Source organism: Erwinia piriflorinigrans CFBP 5888 (genome assembly GCF_001050515.1).
Classification (GTDB): Bacteria; Pseudomonadota; Gammaproteobacteria; order Enterobacterales; family Enterobacteriaceae; genus Erwinia; species Erwinia piriflorinigrans.
Map to the genome: position 1 here is coordinate 1 of NZ_CAHS01000017.1, position 14625 is coordinate 14625.

A 14625-nucleotide genomic window follows, 5' to 3' on the forward strand; every position below is an offset into this window, starting at 1 on the left:
GTAAGCCGTTGTTCCGTGTCGATGGAGGCGCATTATAGGGAGGGTTCGCAGGAACGCAAGTGGAAATCTATAATAACTTACCACCTGCTTTATATTCATACGAAATGCTGTTTTTTAACCCTGTTTAATACGTCCAGGCAACTCTGCGAGGCTATTAAGCACCCAGTCGGCGGCATTCTCACCTTCTACGGTCACCGGTTTGCCGCTACGTACCAGCACCTTCTTACCGACGCCAGCGGCTGCGGCTGCCTGCATATCCTCTTTTTTGTCACCTACCATATAAGAAGCAGACATATCGATGTTCAATTCCTGCTGCGCAGTGAACAGCATGCCCGGCTGTGGTTTACGGCAGTCACAAGATTGCCTTAATACCTCTATAGTGCCGTCAGGATGATGCGGACAGAAATAGATGCCGTCCAGATCGACATCACGGTCTGCCAATGACCAGTCCATCCATTCGGTCAACGTCATAAATTGGTCTTCGCTAAACATTCCTCGTGCAATGCCCGACTGATTGGTGACCAGCACCAGCGCGAAACCCATCTGCTTTAGCTCACGCATCGCCTCAATGACGCCATCTATAAACTCAAAGTTGTCAATTTCAGAGACATAACCATGATCGACATTAATCGTGCCATCACGATCAAGAAAAATTGCGGGGACCTTATCAGTCACGTTGAAACTCCTGCTGCAAAAATTTGCCGTAGAGTATCGCATGATTGCCTTGAAAGAGAGAATGTCCGTTTGAATGACTTCGATTGATTTAGACGTCTGGATGCCTTACCATCCACTCAGTCCCAACATTGCGGGATACGGTTATCATCAACGCCACGGCTTAGCCCTATCACGATAATAAATAAATCAATGATTAAACTTTCAAATATTACCAAAGTGTTCCAGCAAGGTTCACGTACCATCACGGCGCTGTCTGATGTCAGTTTGCATGTGCCCACCGGACAAATTTATGGCGTTATCGGCGCATCGGGTGCAGGTAAAAGTACGCTGATCCGTTGCGTCAATCTGCTGGAGCGCCCAACCTCAGGTCAGGTTCTGGTTGATAATCAGGATCTCACGACGCTTTCAGAATCGCAGCTAACGCTAGCACGCCGTCAGATTGGGATGATTTTCCAACACTTTAATCTGCTTAACTCACGCACCGTTGCCGGAAATGTGGCGCTGCCGCTGGAGCTGGGCAATTTGACGAAAGGGGAAATTAGAACCCGCGTCACCGAGTTGCTGGATTTAGTCGGTCTGGCCGACAAACATGACGCCTGGCCTGCCAATCTTTCCGGCGGTCAGAAACAGCGCGTGGCGATTGCCCGTGCGCTGGCCAGCAATCCTAAAGTGCTGTTATGCGATGAAGCGACCAGCGCTCTGGATCCGGCCACCACACGCTCTATTCTCGAACTATTAAAAGACATTAATCGCCGTCTGGGCATTACCATCCTGCTGATCACGCATGAAATGGACGTGGTGAAACGCATCTGTGATTGTGTTGCCGTTATCAGCAATGGTCAGCTGATTGAGCAGGATACCGTCAGCGAAGTGTTCTCTCATCCTAAAACTCCGTTGGCACAGCAGTTTATTCAGTCAACGCTGCATCTGGATATTCCCGAGGACTATCAGCAGCGCCTGTCGTCCGAAGCCAGCGATACCGCCACACCACTATTACGTCTGGAATTTACCGGACAGTCGGTTGATGCCCCTCTGCTTTCAGAGTCGGCCCGGCGTTTTAACGTTAACAACAATATTATCAGCGCGCAGATGGATTATGCCGGAGGCGTAAAATTCGGCATTATGCTGGCCGAAATTCACGGCGAAGCCGCCAATATTCAGGCCGCCATCACGTTCCTGCAAGAACATCATGTAAAGGTAGAGGTACTGGGTTATGTCTGAGGCAATGATGTGGCTATTGGGTCGCGGCGTTTGGGAAACCCTGATGATGACCTTTGTCTCCGGTTTTTTTGGCTTTGTTCTCGGCCTGCCGGTTGGCGTGCTTCTCTACGTTACCCGTCCCGGACAGATTGTCGCCAATGCCAAACTGTATAGCGTGCTGTCAGCAACGGTGAATATCTTCCGTTCCATCCCTTTTATCATTTTACTGGTATGGATGATCCCCTTCACCAGGATTATCGTTGGCACATCAATCGGGCTACAGGCGGCGATTGTTCCACTTACCGTGGGCGCCGCCCCCTTTATTGCTCGCATGGTTGAGAATGCCCTGCTCGAACTACCCAGCGGTTTGATTGAAGCCTCCCGCGCTATGGGCGCAACCCCGCTGCAAATTATCCGCAAAGTTCTGTTGCCGGAGGCATTACCAGGTCTGGTGAATGCCGCTACTATTACCTTAATCACTCTGGTCGGCTACTCTGCAATGGGCGGTGCCGTCGGGGCAGGTGGTTTGGGTCAGATTGGTTATCAGTATGGCTATATCGGTTACAACGCCACGGTGATGAATACCGTATTAGTTCTGCTGGTTGTTCTGGTGTATTTGATTCAGCTCTGTGGCGATCGCATTGTTCGGGCTGTCAGCCATAAATAAACACAACTGTGATTTCTCTCTATATTAAGGAAGGGATATGTCTTTTAATTTGAAAACATTTGCCGCTGTAGGTGCGCTGATCGGAACCCTGGCTTTGGTAGGCTGCGATCAGAAAGCCAAAGATCCTAATCATATCAAAGTGGGCGTTATCGTTGGCAGTGAGCAGCAGGTTGCTGAAGTTGCAGCGAAAGTGGCCAAAGACAAATATGGCCTGGACGTTGAGTTGGTAACCTTCAATGATTACGTGTTACCTAATGAAGCGTTGAGCAAGGGCGATATCGATGCTAACGCTTTCCAGCACAAACCTTACCTCGATCAGCAGATTAAAGACCGTGGCTATAAGCTGGCTTCTGTCGGCAGTACTTTCGTTTACCCTATCGCCGGATATTCGAAAAAGATCAAGTCTCTGGATGAACTCCAGAACGGTGCCCAAATTGCCATTCCTAACGACCCCACCAATTTGGGTCGCACCCTGCTGCTGCTACAGAAAGTCGGCCTGATCAAACTGAAAGATGGCGTTGGCCTGCTGCCAACGTCACTGGACGTGGTTGAAAACCCGAAAAACCTGAAGCTAGTAGAGCTTGAAGCACCACAGCTACCACGTTCACTGGACGATCAGCAGATTGCCCTGGCGGTGATTAACACCACCTATGCCAGCCAGATCAATCTGACTCCGGCGAAAGACGGCATCTTCGTTGAAGATAAGAACTCACCTTACGTTAACCTCATCGTGGCTCGTGAAGATAACAAAGACGCGGAAAACGTGAAAAAATTCGTTCAGGCTTATCAGTCTGATGAAGTCAATGACGCGGCCAATAAAGTCTTTAACGGCGGCGCAGTAAAAGGCTGGTAACAGCTTAATGCGGGCAGCAGTCGCTGCCCGCAACGCTATTTATTCCTGCTGTATGCCCCTCCTGTACGCTATCTGCTTGTCATTTCTGCTCCAGCTTGCTTCAATAACGCCACTTCCCCGAATGAGGATTTTCCCATGCGTGTTTTACCGCTCTGTTTGTTAGCACTGACGCTGACAGGGTGTTCGTTGCTGACGCGGCCTTATAAACCCGTCACACCTTTTCCAACGTCAACACAAACCGAGTCAACCTCGAAGAAGCCGGCTGTGCATCCTGTTCCGGTAAAACTCTATACGGATCCTGCCGATCTGGTCAGTTTACCCTTCCGCGACCTCGGCGAAGTGTTTGGTGATGATTGCCAAAGCAATACACAAGATTCCCCACCAAACCTGGCCACCGCGCGTAAGCGTATGCAGCTGCGTGCCTCTGGCATGAAAGCCAATGCGGTGCTGGTGCACCAGTGCGAAATCGTCAATGCGACTCAGGGCTGCTTCCGCAAGGCGATATGTCAGGGCTCTGCACTCAAAGTCAGTAAGCCATGAGGGAATTCTCCTTCGCCCAGATTGGCGTGATCCACTCCCCGTGGAAGGAGAAGTTTGCCGTACCGCGTCAGCCCAGGCTGGTCGAAGACGGCGGCGGTGAGCTTCATTTGCAGGCCCCGTACAATCATCCGGATGCGGTAAGAGGTCTGGAAGCGTTTAGCCATCTTTGGCTACTGTTTGTCTTCCACCAGACGATGGATGGCGGCTGGCGTCCTACCGTTCGTCCCCCGCGTTTAGGCGGCAATGCGCGTATGGGCGTTTTCGCCACCCGCTCGACCTTCCGCCCCAACCCGGTGGGGATGTCACTGGTTGAGCTGAGAGGCATTCGCTGCCAAAAGCAGCAGGTCATTTTGCAATTAGGCAGCCTCGACCTGGTAGACGGCACGCCGATTATCGATATCAAACCCTATCTGCCCTTTGCCGAATCACTGCCTGATGCCAGTGCCGGCTTTGCCCAGCAGGCCCCCACTGCCGATATGCCGGTCAGTTTCAGCCCCGGAGCATGGCAGCAGCTGGTGCAATTGCAGCAACGCTATCCATACCTTGAGCGCTTTATCACTCAGGTACTGGCGCAGGACCCTCGCCCCGCGTATCGTAAAGGCGAAGAAGCCGGGCGCGAATACGCCGCATCGCTGCTGGAGTTCAATGTGCGCTGGCACGTTACCCCTTCGGGCAGCGAAGTCATTGCCATAGATCCACGTTAATTTATCACGGCATCTTTTGACTCCACCAACACGCTGCTACACTAGCGCACACACTTTTGGACTCTTTTTCCGTTTATATGGAATCGTAACTCATGCGCACTACTCAATATCTGCTCTCCACCCTGAAGGAGACACCTGCCGACGCTGAAGTGATCAGCCACCAGCTGATGCTGCGTGCCGGGATGATCCGCAAACTGGCATCTGGCCTGTATACCTGGTTGCCAACTGGTCTACGCGTACTGAAGAAAGTGGAAAACATCGTGCGCGAAGAGATGAACAACGCGGGGGCCATTGAAATTTCCATGCCGGTGGTACAACCCGCCGATTTGTGGCAGGAGAGTGGCCGTTGGGAGCAGTACGGCCCGGAACTATTGCGCCTGGTCGATCGTAGCGAGCGTCCTTTTGTGCTCGGCCCAACGCATGAAGAAGTGATTACCGATTTGATCCGTAATGAGCTGAGCTCGTATAAACAGCTGCCGCTTAATCTGTTCCAGATCCAGACTAAATTCCGCGATGAAGTACGCCCACGATTTGGCGTGATGCGTTCGCGTGAATTCATCATGAAAGATGCTTACTCATTCCACACCAGCCAGGGATCCTTACAGGAAACCTACGACGCCATGTACCGCGCTTACAGCCAGAGCTTCAGCCGCATGGGGCTTGATTTCCGTGCCGTGCAGGCAGATACCGGCTCTATTGGCGGCAACGCATCCCACGAATTTCAGGTACTGGCGCAGAGCGGCGAAGACGATATCGTTTTCTCTACCGAATCAGATTACGCAGCCAATATTGAGATGGCCGAGGCTCTGCCACCGGCAGGCGGCCGTGCCGCTGCCACGCAGCAACAGGTACAGTTCGCCACGCCTGAGGCAAAGACCATCGCCGAGCTGGTAGGGCAGTTTAATCTGCCGATCGAAAAAACCGTAAAAACCCTGATGGTCAAGGCGACCAAAGAGAGTGGCCATACGCTGGTTGCTCTGCTGGTGCGCGGCGACCATGAACTGAATGAAATTAAAGCAGAGAAGATCGATATCGTTGCCGCACCGCTGACATTTGCCAGTGAAGAAGAGATCCGCGCACAGGTTAATGCAGGCCCGGGTTCACTCGGCCCCGTTGGCCTGAACATGCCAATTGTGGCCGACCGCACCGTGGCTGCGATGAGTGATTTCAGCGCCGGAGCCAACATTGATGGTCAGCATTTTAGCGGCATTAACTGGGAGCGCGATCTGCCCCTGCCGCGTATCGCAGATATTCGTAATGTGGTTGAAGGCGATGCCAGCCCGGATGGTAGAGGCACGCTGTTGATCAAACGTGGTATCGAAGTCGGTCATATTTTCCAGCTTGGCACTAAATACTCTGAAGCGATGAAAGCCTCAGTACAGGGTGAAGATGGGCGTAATCAGACTTTGACCATGGGATGCTACGGCATTGGTATCACCCGTATCGTAGCTGCGGCGATAGAACAGAACCACGACGAGCGCGGGATTATCTGGTCTCCGGCGTTAGCGCCTTTCCAGGTTGCTATTCTGCCGATGAACATGCAGAAATCGTTCCGTGTCAAAGAGTTGGCGGAAGAGCTTTATCGTCAGCTGCGCGCTAAAGGTATTGACGTGATTCTGGACGATCGTAAAGAGCGCCCGGGCGTGATGTTTGCTGATATGGAGCTGATTGGCGTACCGCACAGTATTGTGATTGGCGAACGTAATCTTGACAACGAAGAGATTGAATATAAATCCCGTCGTGCCGGAGAGAAACGTTTAATTAAAACCCACGAAATCGTTGATTTCCTGGTGGCGGAACTAGCCCAGTAACTTATCAGGCAGACCGCAGCCGTTTCACGCAAAACCCCCTTTCGTTAATGAGCCAACGACTGGGGGTTTATTTATATCTGCAAGGTGACGTTTCTTTGCCCTTTAATCCCTCAAGCTGTCAATGTCTTCCGTGTCGGCCTGCCTGACTACCCTGCCGTTCGACACATCAGACACTCCCCCTTAAAATATCGAAACAATAGCAGTTAAGATATTAAAGATGATTAAAATCATTATAATCCGCGCCGGAATTCTCTCGAATCAATATACTAGCCGCAATTCATACACCACAAATTAGTCGGGAAAGTTAAAATAACATTTTAACTCTCGGCGACTATTCATTAAATCTGAAAGCAGAGAGAAAAATGAAACGCTTCACTGGAATTTGTCTTTTGGCCCTTTTTAAGCCAGCCGACGCTTTAGCCCATGTAAAATGGTTTGTTGATTACGACACGACAAAAGAACCTGTCCCCCTGATGGAAATGATGCAGTCTCCGGAATTTCTGGGACTGTTGTTCTTATCTACGCTGGTTATTTTCCTGACTTCCGTATTAGACAGAAAAATCCCCTCACCGATTGATGTCAGCCGCTGGCAGCCGCGCCTGCACTGTCTTGAAAGCCTGGTGCCTAAGGTGATGCGTTATGGTACTTCGGCATTCTTTCTGACTCTGGCGATATTTTTCCCTAACATCATCCTGACCCCAGAGCTGGTGATAGAAAATCCTGCTTTGGTTTATGTTCACTATCTGATTGCTTTCACTGCGTTTCATCAACGTACCAGCCTGATTGCTGGCGTGGCTATCCTGTTCCTTTATGGCTACGCTATTCAGCTGTATGGATTGTTCCATATGCTCGATTATCTGGTATTTATCGGAACTGGCGTCTATCTGATTATGCAGACGCTGCGCCCGGTAGCGCTACGCGGACTCGCAATAGAACTGGTACGTTTTACTCTCGCCTACTCTTTCCTGTGGGGCGCGATTGAGAAGTTCATGCACCCTGAGCTATTCCACCAGCTACTCACTGAACACAGCTACGTGGCAATGGGGCTTGACTGGTCGTTCTTTATTCGCGCCTGCGGTTTTGTTGAGTTCTGCTGTGCATGGCACATTTATAGCGGCAGGGCGGCGGGTTATGCCGGGATCGGCGTAATGGGCTTCTTTGTCACGGTGGCCGTTATTCCTTTCGGCATGATCGATTTCATCGGCCACTTCCTGTTTATTATCCCACTGGTCGCTATCTTATTTACTCCGCGTAAAAAACCGCTTTGTGCCACCGCGACCTGCAATACTTTTGGCTTTATATTTACGCTTGCGCTGTATATGGGCGTGTCTTATGCCACTTATTATATTTTGCACTTCTATATGCATATGCACTTATTTTCCTGACCTCATCTACGCTATCAGCCGTAGCGCTTAATCACTTAAAAGCCCTGGCGCCCTGATGGCGATCGCTCACAACAACGTCCTGGTTTCACCACCAGGACGTTGTCATTTTCAATGAACGACGATAACGGACTCAATCACCACGAACTTTGCTGCGCAGTGATTTGGTTGACGCTTTACGCGCCTTGCCTTCTAACCGCCTTTTCTTCGATGCCAGCGTCGGACGCGTTGCACGACGGGTTTTCTCCACCGTGGTCAGCTCCAGAATCAGATTCTCAAGACGCTTTAACGCGGCGTCACGATTCATCTCCTGACTGCGATACTCCTGTGCTTTGATAATCACAATCCCTTCCGGAGTGATAAGATGATGACTGACCGCCAGCATGCGCTGCTGGTAAAAGTCCGGCAGGCTGGAGGCGCGAATATCAAAGCGCAGATGGATCGCCGTCGAGCTTTTATTCACATGTTGACCACCAGCACCCTGCGCGCGGATCGCAGTAAGCTCGATTTCAGCATCAGGAATAATGATCCCGCGTGGCAGTACTATCACCTGTTTTTCCCGCCATCCTGCCACTGCTCGAATTGAATTTCCAGATGGTGATCGTCATCAGAAAGCCAGACCGTACCGTCCTGAATCGTCGCCTGAAGGGTCATTGAGCGTGAGGCCATTTGGGCCAGGGCGCTAAGCTGTTCGTCATTCAGATAACGCACCGTCAGATTGGGGTGCTGTGCCAGCTTGCTCTGCTGCTGTTGCCACCACGGCTGGGCTGCTCGTCCGTTATAGGCATACAGCCAGACCTGCTGCGAACGGCTACAGGCCTTTTTGATCCTGCGCTCATCAGGAAGCCCCAGCTCTATCCAGATATCAATACCATTGTGATCGTTGAGCTGCCACACCTCCGGCTCATCTTCAGCGCTCAGTCCGCGCGTGAAGACCAGACGTTCGTTGGCATGTACCATCCAGGCCAGAAGACGCAGCATCATCCTTTCTGCAGTTTCAGAAGGGTGGCGTGCCAGGGTCAGGGTATTGTCAATAAATACGTTACGGTCCATATCCGCGACATTAACCGTGGCTTTATAAATCGTTGCTTTCAGTGCCATAAGGATCCTTATCTCAGTTGCGCACTATTGTAACCCGATGACGCCTTAAATCACCTGATAACGGGCTGATTTCCCCAAAAGGGCTGTGCTATAGTCGGAATATTGCTAGCGAAACGCTCAAGGAGGTGCGGATGCAAAGGTATGGCGAACGAGAACAGGTGCCGTAACAGAAAGCACTCGGTGAGGTAGCAGCCGTTTTGCGCTACTCTCTATCCATCAGGGAACAGGCAGCACCCACTGCCGCAAGTTTATTAGGTGAGCAACTATGTTGACGAATGAAGTGTACAGACCGATCAACTGTGATGATTATGATAATCTGGAGCTCGCCTGCCAGAACAACTGGATGCTGGCGTTGACGTTAAAAAGCGGCGAGCAGCTGCAGGCAAAAGCGAAAGATATGGTGTCCCGTAAGAACGTGGAATATCTCAGTATTGAGGTTGCCGGAGCATGCCAGGAGCTACGTCTCGACCATATATTCAGCTTTAGCCATCCCCAACTCGGTACGGTGGTGGTCAGCGAGCCAGATTAACCCTCATCCAGCGGGTGGATCGACGATCTGCCCGCAGTTCCCGCCTTACCGCCTCCTCGTCCTTGCTCAGGTTTATCGACACCAGTCAATGTGCCAGGTTTTTGCGCCCGGCTGCACACTGCCCTCGTAGGTAACAAATACCCCCAGGGCGGCAATCAAACGATCGCCATAGAAAATTAGCGGAATGCGCTCACGCTGCCACGGCGGGATCCCATGCTCCTGCCACAGTTTTTTCAGCGAGCGGCTACCGACTCGACCAACAATGTGAAAAGCGCCCTGGGCCTGAAAACGCACGCTGACGATCTCTGCCGGCTGCGGATAACGCAGCGCGATCCCCGGTGATCGCGACAAGAGCTGTCCCAGGCCGTCCGGCAGCGTTAACGGTTGCCAGGGCGCAGACCATACCAGCTGGATCGTCCCCATTGGCAGCAGCGGCGGTAGCCAGTAGAGACGACCACGAAAACGCCGGACTTCACTGCTACCGATTCTGAGGCGCGGTTCTGCATCTGCGCGGCTACAGGCGACTTCCTGCCAGATACGCTGCAACGCGTCGCGTGACGGCATACTGCCGTGCTGTCGTGCAATCCAGCGCCGCAGCAGGGCAAAACGCCGGGCATCGCTCATCGTCAGCAGTGGGGTGAAATTCAACGCACCAGACTCATCCACCAGCGCATCAAGCGACTCGGACAGCAGCTCATCAAGCAGGTGCTCCTGCTCACCACACAGCTGCGCACTACGCGCCACCGCGCTGGCAAAATGGGGCCAGCGCTGGTTGAGCAACGGCATCACCTGTAAACGCAGGAAGTTGCGGTCGTAACGCGCATCCTGATTGCTGTCATCCTCAATCCAGTCGAGCTGGTAGCGATGCGCCCAGCTTTCCAGCTGCTGACGGCTTTGCGTCAGCAGTGGACGCAGATGACGACGATCTCCCTGACGCTGTTCCTGCGGCATCGCGGCCAGTCCGGCTGGGCCGCTGCCACGTTTCAACGCCAGCAGCAACGTTTCACTCTGATCGTCCAGATGCTGGGCAGTGAGCAGAGTTTCTCCCGCCTCAAGCTGCTGACGTAGCGCCTTGTAACGCGCCTGACGCGCCGCCGCTTCAATTCCCCCTTCCCGGGCATCGACCTGCACCCTGATCACCACCAGCGGCACCTGCCACTGCGCACACTGCTGCTGGCAGTGTGCCACCCAGCAGTCAGCCCGCGGATTCAACCCATGATGAATGTGAACCGCGCGCAGCTGTAGCTGCGGCCGCCGCTCTCTTAGCTGTACCAGCTGATGCAGCAGTACGCTGGAGTCAAGACCGCCGCTGTAGGCCAGCAACACGGCGTGCTCAGCCGCAAGCGAGTGTTCAAGATAAGCAATGGCAGACATGAGGCTCCTGACAAGAAGAGCCCGGCAACCGCGCCGGGCTTAACCGAAGGGTATTTTAGGCCTGGTACAGCTCTAACGGCAAACCATCCGGGTCATTAAAGAAGGTGAAAAGCCTGCCGGTCAGCGGGTCGCTGCGTACCGCTTCACAACCTATGCCATGATTTTCCAGATAGCGCGTGGCAGCATCAACATCATCGACGCTGAACGCCAGATGGCGTAAACCACAGGCTTCCGGCCGATCGACGCGTGCAGGCGGCACGGGGAATGAGAACAGTTCGATGGTGTAATCGCCATTCAGTGCCAGATCCCCTTTCCATGAATCGCGCTCCTGTCGGTATACCTCGCCCAGCAGGGTAAAGCCGAGGATATCGCAATAAAATGCCTTACTAACCTGATAGTCACTAGCGATAATCGCAACATGATGGACCTTTTTTAATGCTAAAACTGACATATCAGCTCCTGAATAGCACTTACCTGCCAACGTTAAACCGGCTCATTTTCACTATCCGGTTTCAGCACCCGCACCAGATACTGCCCCTCTTCGGTTAGGGTTGCACCATGAATATCGGTTTCAAAGCCGGGATAATGCCTGCCGATGGTACACAGCATCAGTAAGAAATCGAGCACCGGGCGGCTCTCTTCAGTAATCATCTCACCCGGCATCACCAGCGGCACGCCGGGTGGATAAGGCAGGATCATGTTGGCCGATACGCGCCCAACCAGCTGGCTGATATCAACCGTTTCCACATTGCCCTTTACCTGCTGCTGAAACATTTGATGGGGGGTCAACTTCATTTCCGGCAGCATGGCAAAGGCTTGCAGCATCAGGCGTGGCAAATCGTGTTGGCGGATCAGGCTGTGAATGCCCTGTGCCAGGGTCTGAATGCGCATATTGCGGTAGAAGTCAGGGTCCTCTGCGTAGAGGTCTGGCAGCATGTTTTTAACCCGCAGATTAAGATCGTAAGCGCGTTTAAACTCGGTCAGTCCGCGCAGAACGCTCATTGCCTTGGTTTTATCAATGCCAATACTGAAGAGGAACAGCAGGTTATAAGGCCCGGTTTTTTCCACCACCACGCCGCGCTCGTCAAGGAACTTGGCTACCAGCGCCGCCGGAATGCCCTCTTCTGCCATATCGCCCATCTCGCTCATTCCGGGCGTCAGGATCGTCACTTTGATCGGGTCCAAGTACATATGATCGGCATCGGCATCGCGGAAACCGTGCCACTCTTCCCCACCGGGCTGGATCGCCCAACATTCCGGTTCATCAATCCCGTCCGGCTGCCAGATATCGAAGAACCAGCCGTCTGACTCTTCACGCAAGCGCTGGACTTCGCGGCGAAAATGCAGTGCGCGCTCTACCGAACGGTTAATCAGACGTTTACCTGAGTTACCGCGCAGCATGGCCGCCGCCGTTTCGATAGAGGCTACGATGGCGTAGTTCGGCGATGTGGTGGTGTGCATCATATAGGCTTCGTTAAAGGTTTGTTCGTCGTAGTCGCCCTTAATGTGGATCAGCGAAGCCTGTGAGAACGCAGCCAGCAGCTTGTGAGTGGACTGCGTTTCGTAAATCACTTTACCCGGCGTGCGCTCCCCGCTCATGCCGCTCAGTCCCCGATAGATCGGGTGGAAGTTGGTGTAAGGCACCCACGCCGAGTCGAAGTGAATCGACGGCACCTCCAGCGTCTCTTTGATGTACTGCGTGCTGTAGAGCAGTCCATCGTAGGTCGAGTTGGTGATGACGGCATGTACCGGCCAGCCGGCACGCGGCGTTTGCGACACTTTCAGCGCGATGCTCTCTTTACTAAATTCGCGCTTCGGAATACCGCCGAGAATACCCAGCGCATTACGCGTTGGCTTCAGCCAGATGGGGATAATATCGCTCATCATCAGCAGATGGGTCAGGGATTTATGGCAGTTGCGATCTATCAACACGGTACTGCCTGCGGCGGCGGCGTACATCCCGACAATCTTATTTGAGGTGGAGGTGCCATTGGTGACCATATAGCTCTGTTCCGCGCCAAAGGTACGCGCAATGTACTCTTCTGCCTCAAGATGGGGGCCGGTATGGTCAAGCAGCGAACCTAACTCACTGACCGATATAGAGATATCCGCCTTCAGCGTATTGGCACCAAAGAAATCATAAAACAGACTGCCCACCGGGCTTTTCTGGAATGCCGTACCCGCCATATGCCCGGGAGTACAGAAAGTCGTTTTGCCCTCTTTAACGTAGTTAAACAGCGCTTTGGTCAACGGCGGCGTGATGGTATCGATGTATTCATCGGTATATTGACGAATACGCTGGGCGATCTCTTCACCGGCATTGAGCGCATACTCAAAGAACCAGATCGCCATACGCATCTCGTTGATGCCAACATCCATCGTCGAATGGGTATTAATAAATGCGTAGAGCGGCAGATATTCATTCAGCTGGTTGATCTCGCTACAGAGATCGAGACTGTACTCATCCCAGTCAAACACCACGCCACAAATGCGCGGATTATGCTCAATCAGTTTCAGCAAATCCTCGGCACCCTGCGGGTAAACGGTATGAAAACCCTGCTGTTTCAGTGAAACGTCCAGTTCACGGAAAGGCTCGTCTTTGTAGAAGACGTGATGCGGGCCCATGATGGCAATAATATTCATGACATTCTCCTTGATCGTTTTGCCTGCTCTACGCACGGCGTCAGACGGCAAAATAAGGATAGCCGGGCAGCAAGAGCACAGAAACAAAAAGGGCCAGACAGCAAATTGCAGCTGCAAATATCAGATCGAAATCCAACATTCGCAGTTCAATTCTCTGTCTGGCCCTTTATAAAGCAGAATCGGCTATCAGGCGTAACCGTAGCTCATCAGACGTTGATAGCGACGGTCCAGCAGTTCTGCGGTGGTCAGCGTATCCAGCTCGGCCAGATCGGCCAGCAGCTGTGCCTTCATTGACGCGCCAATCGCCAGCGGATCGCGATGCGCACCACCCAACGGCTCCGGGATCACGCTATCAATCAGCTTCAGCTCTTTCAGACGCGGGGCAATAATGCCCATTGCTTCAGCCGCCAGCGGCGCTTTATCTGCACTCTTCCACAGAATAGAAGCGCAGCCTTCCGGTGAAATCACCGAATAGGTGCTGTACTGCAACATATTGACCTTGTCACCCACGCCAATCGCCAGCGCGCCACCGGAACCACCTTCACCGATAACGGTACAAATGACCGGGACTTTCAGGCCGGACATCTCACGCAGATTGCGTGCGATAGCTTCCGACTGACCGCGCTCCTCTGCGCCGACGCCCGGATAGGCACCCGGCGTGTCGATAAAGGTAACGATCGGCATATTGAAACGCTCGGCCATTTCCATCAGGCGCAGTGCCTTACGGTAACCTTCTGGCGCGGGCATACCAAAGTTGCGACGGATTTTCTCTTTGGTTTCCCGCCCTTTCTGATGTCCGATAATCATCACCGGACGATCTTCCAGACGCGCAATACCGCCAACGATAGCTTTATCATCGGCATAAGCGCGATCGCCAGCCAGCTCGTCGAAGTCGGTAAACACGTTGCGCACATAATCCAGCGTATACGGGCGCAGCGGATGACGTGCCAACTTCGCGATCTGCCAGGCACCTAAATCGGAGAAGATTTTACGCGTCAGCTCAACGCTTTTATCGCGCAGACGCTGAACTTCTTCATCCAGATTAATATCCAGTTTTTCATCCTGACGGCCAACCGACTTAAGCGAATCAATTTTCGCTTCAAGCTCTGCGATTGGCTGTTCGAAATCCAGGTAATTAAGACTCAT

General features: G+C 52.7%; 15 protein-coding genes. 8 read left to right on the plus strand and 7 right to left on the minus strand.

Going from position 1 to position 14625, the window contains the following annotated elements:
• Positions 1-114 precede the first annotated feature (114 nt).
• Entirely contained in the window at positions 115-675 is a 561-nt protein-coding gene (gene gmhB, locus EPIR_RS13090) for a D-glycero-beta-D-manno-heptose 1,7-bisphosphate 7-phosphatase (RefSeq protein WP_023655917.1), read from the minus strand.
• 189 nt (positions 676-864) lie between these two features.
• Here gmhB and metN point away from each other — a divergent pair, with 189 nt between their 5' ends.
• From metN to EPIR_RS13125, 7 genes are all read left to right on the plus strand, one after another.
• On the plus strand, positions 865-1896 hold the full coding sequence (gene metN, locus EPIR_RS13095) for a methionine ABC transporter ATP-binding protein MetN (RefSeq protein WP_023655918.1): 1032 nt from the start codon (positions 865-867) through the stop codon (positions 1894-1896).
• Positions 1889-2542, plus strand: a complete 654-nt coding sequence (locus tag EPIR_RS13100) for a methionine ABC transporter permease MetI (protein WP_023655919.1) — start codon at positions 1889-1891, stop codon at positions 2540-2542. The genes metN and EPIR_RS13100 overlap by 8 nt, the downstream gene beginning before the upstream one ends.
• A 37-nt stretch (positions 2543-2579) precedes the next feature.
• The gene (locus EPIR_RS13105; RefSeq protein WP_023655920.1) at positions 2580-3395 is read left to right on the plus strand and encodes a MetQ/NlpA family lipoprotein; all 816 of its coding nucleotides are present in this window, start codon (positions 2580-2582) and stop codon (positions 3393-3395) included.
• Between the two features lie 135 nt (positions 3396-3530).
• Positions 3531-3935: an Rcs stress response system protein RcsF gene (gene rcsF / locus EPIR_RS13110; protein ID WP_023655921.1), complete on the plus strand. Its 405-nt coding sequence runs from the start codon at positions 3531-3533 to the stop codon at positions 3933-3935.
• Positions 3932-4639, plus strand: coding sequence for a tRNA (N6-threonylcarbamoyladenosine(37)-N6)-methyltransferase TrmO (tsaA, locus tag EPIR_RS13115; RefSeq protein WP_023655922.1), 708 nt, complete (start codon positions 3932-3934; stop codon positions 4637-4639). The genes rcsF and tsaA overlap by 4 nt, the downstream gene beginning before the upstream one ends.
• Positions 4640-4731: 92 nt before the next feature.
• A complete protein-coding gene (gene proS, locus EPIR_RS13120; RefSeq protein ID WP_023655923.1) occupies positions 4732-6450 on the plus strand; it encodes a proline--tRNA ligase in 1719 nt (572 codons plus the stop codon).
• A 362-nt stretch (positions 6451-6812) separates the two neighbouring features.
• Entirely contained in the window at positions 6813-7835 is a 1023-nt protein-coding gene (locus tag EPIR_RS13125; RefSeq protein ID WP_023655924.1) for a hypothetical protein, read from the plus strand.
• Positions 7836-7965: 130 nt separating this feature from the next.
• On the opposite strand, the gene arfB is transcribed toward EPIR_RS13125, so the two are convergent.
• Together arfB and EPIR_RS13135 are read right to left on the minus strand one after the other, a co-directional pair.
• Positions 7966-8382, minus strand: coding sequence for an alternative ribosome rescue aminoacyl-tRNA hydrolase ArfB (arfB, locus tag EPIR_RS13130; RefSeq protein WP_023655925.1), 417 nt, complete (start codon positions 8380-8382; stop codon positions 7966-7968).
• Complete coding sequence (locus EPIR_RS13135; RefSeq protein WP_023655926.1) at positions 8379-8933, minus strand: YaeQ family protein; 555 nt, start codon at positions 8931-8933, stop codon at positions 8379-8381. The genes arfB and EPIR_RS13135 overlap by 4 nt, the downstream gene beginning before the upstream one ends.
• A 265-nt stretch (positions 8934-9198) precedes the next feature.
• Between EPIR_RS13135 and rof the strand changes: the two genes are divergently transcribed.
• Complete coding sequence (gene rof, locus EPIR_RS13140) at positions 9199-9462, plus strand: Rho-binding antiterminator (protein WP_023655927.1); 264 nt, start codon at positions 9199-9201, stop codon at positions 9460-9462.
• A gap of 72 nt (positions 9463-9534) precedes the next feature.
• Here the strand turns inward: rof and tilS are convergent, their stop codons facing one another.
• From tilS to accA, 4 genes are all read right to left on the minus strand, one after another.
• The gene (gene tilS / locus EPIR_RS13145) at positions 9535-10836 is read right to left on the minus strand and encodes a tRNA lysidine(34) synthetase TilS (protein WP_023655928.1); all 1302 of its coding nucleotides are present in this window, start codon (positions 10834-10836) and stop codon (positions 9535-9537) included.
• A gap of 55 nt (positions 10837-10891) precedes the next feature.
• Positions 10892-11287: a VOC family protein gene (locus EPIR_RS13150; protein WP_023655929.1), complete on the minus strand. Its 396-nt coding sequence runs from the start codon at positions 11285-11287 to the stop codon at positions 10892-10894.
• A 32-nt stretch (positions 11288-11319) separates the two neighbouring features.
• Complete coding sequence (locus EPIR_RS13155; RefSeq protein WP_023655930.1) at positions 11320-13479, minus strand: lysine decarboxylase LdcC; 2160 nt, start codon at positions 13477-13479, stop codon at positions 11320-11322.
• Positions 13480-13665: 186 nt separating this feature from the next.
• Complete coding sequence (accA, locus tag EPIR_RS13160) at positions 13666-14625, minus strand: acetyl-CoA carboxylase carboxyl transferase subunit alpha (RefSeq protein ID WP_023655932.1); 960 nt, start codon at positions 14623-14625, stop codon at positions 13666-13668.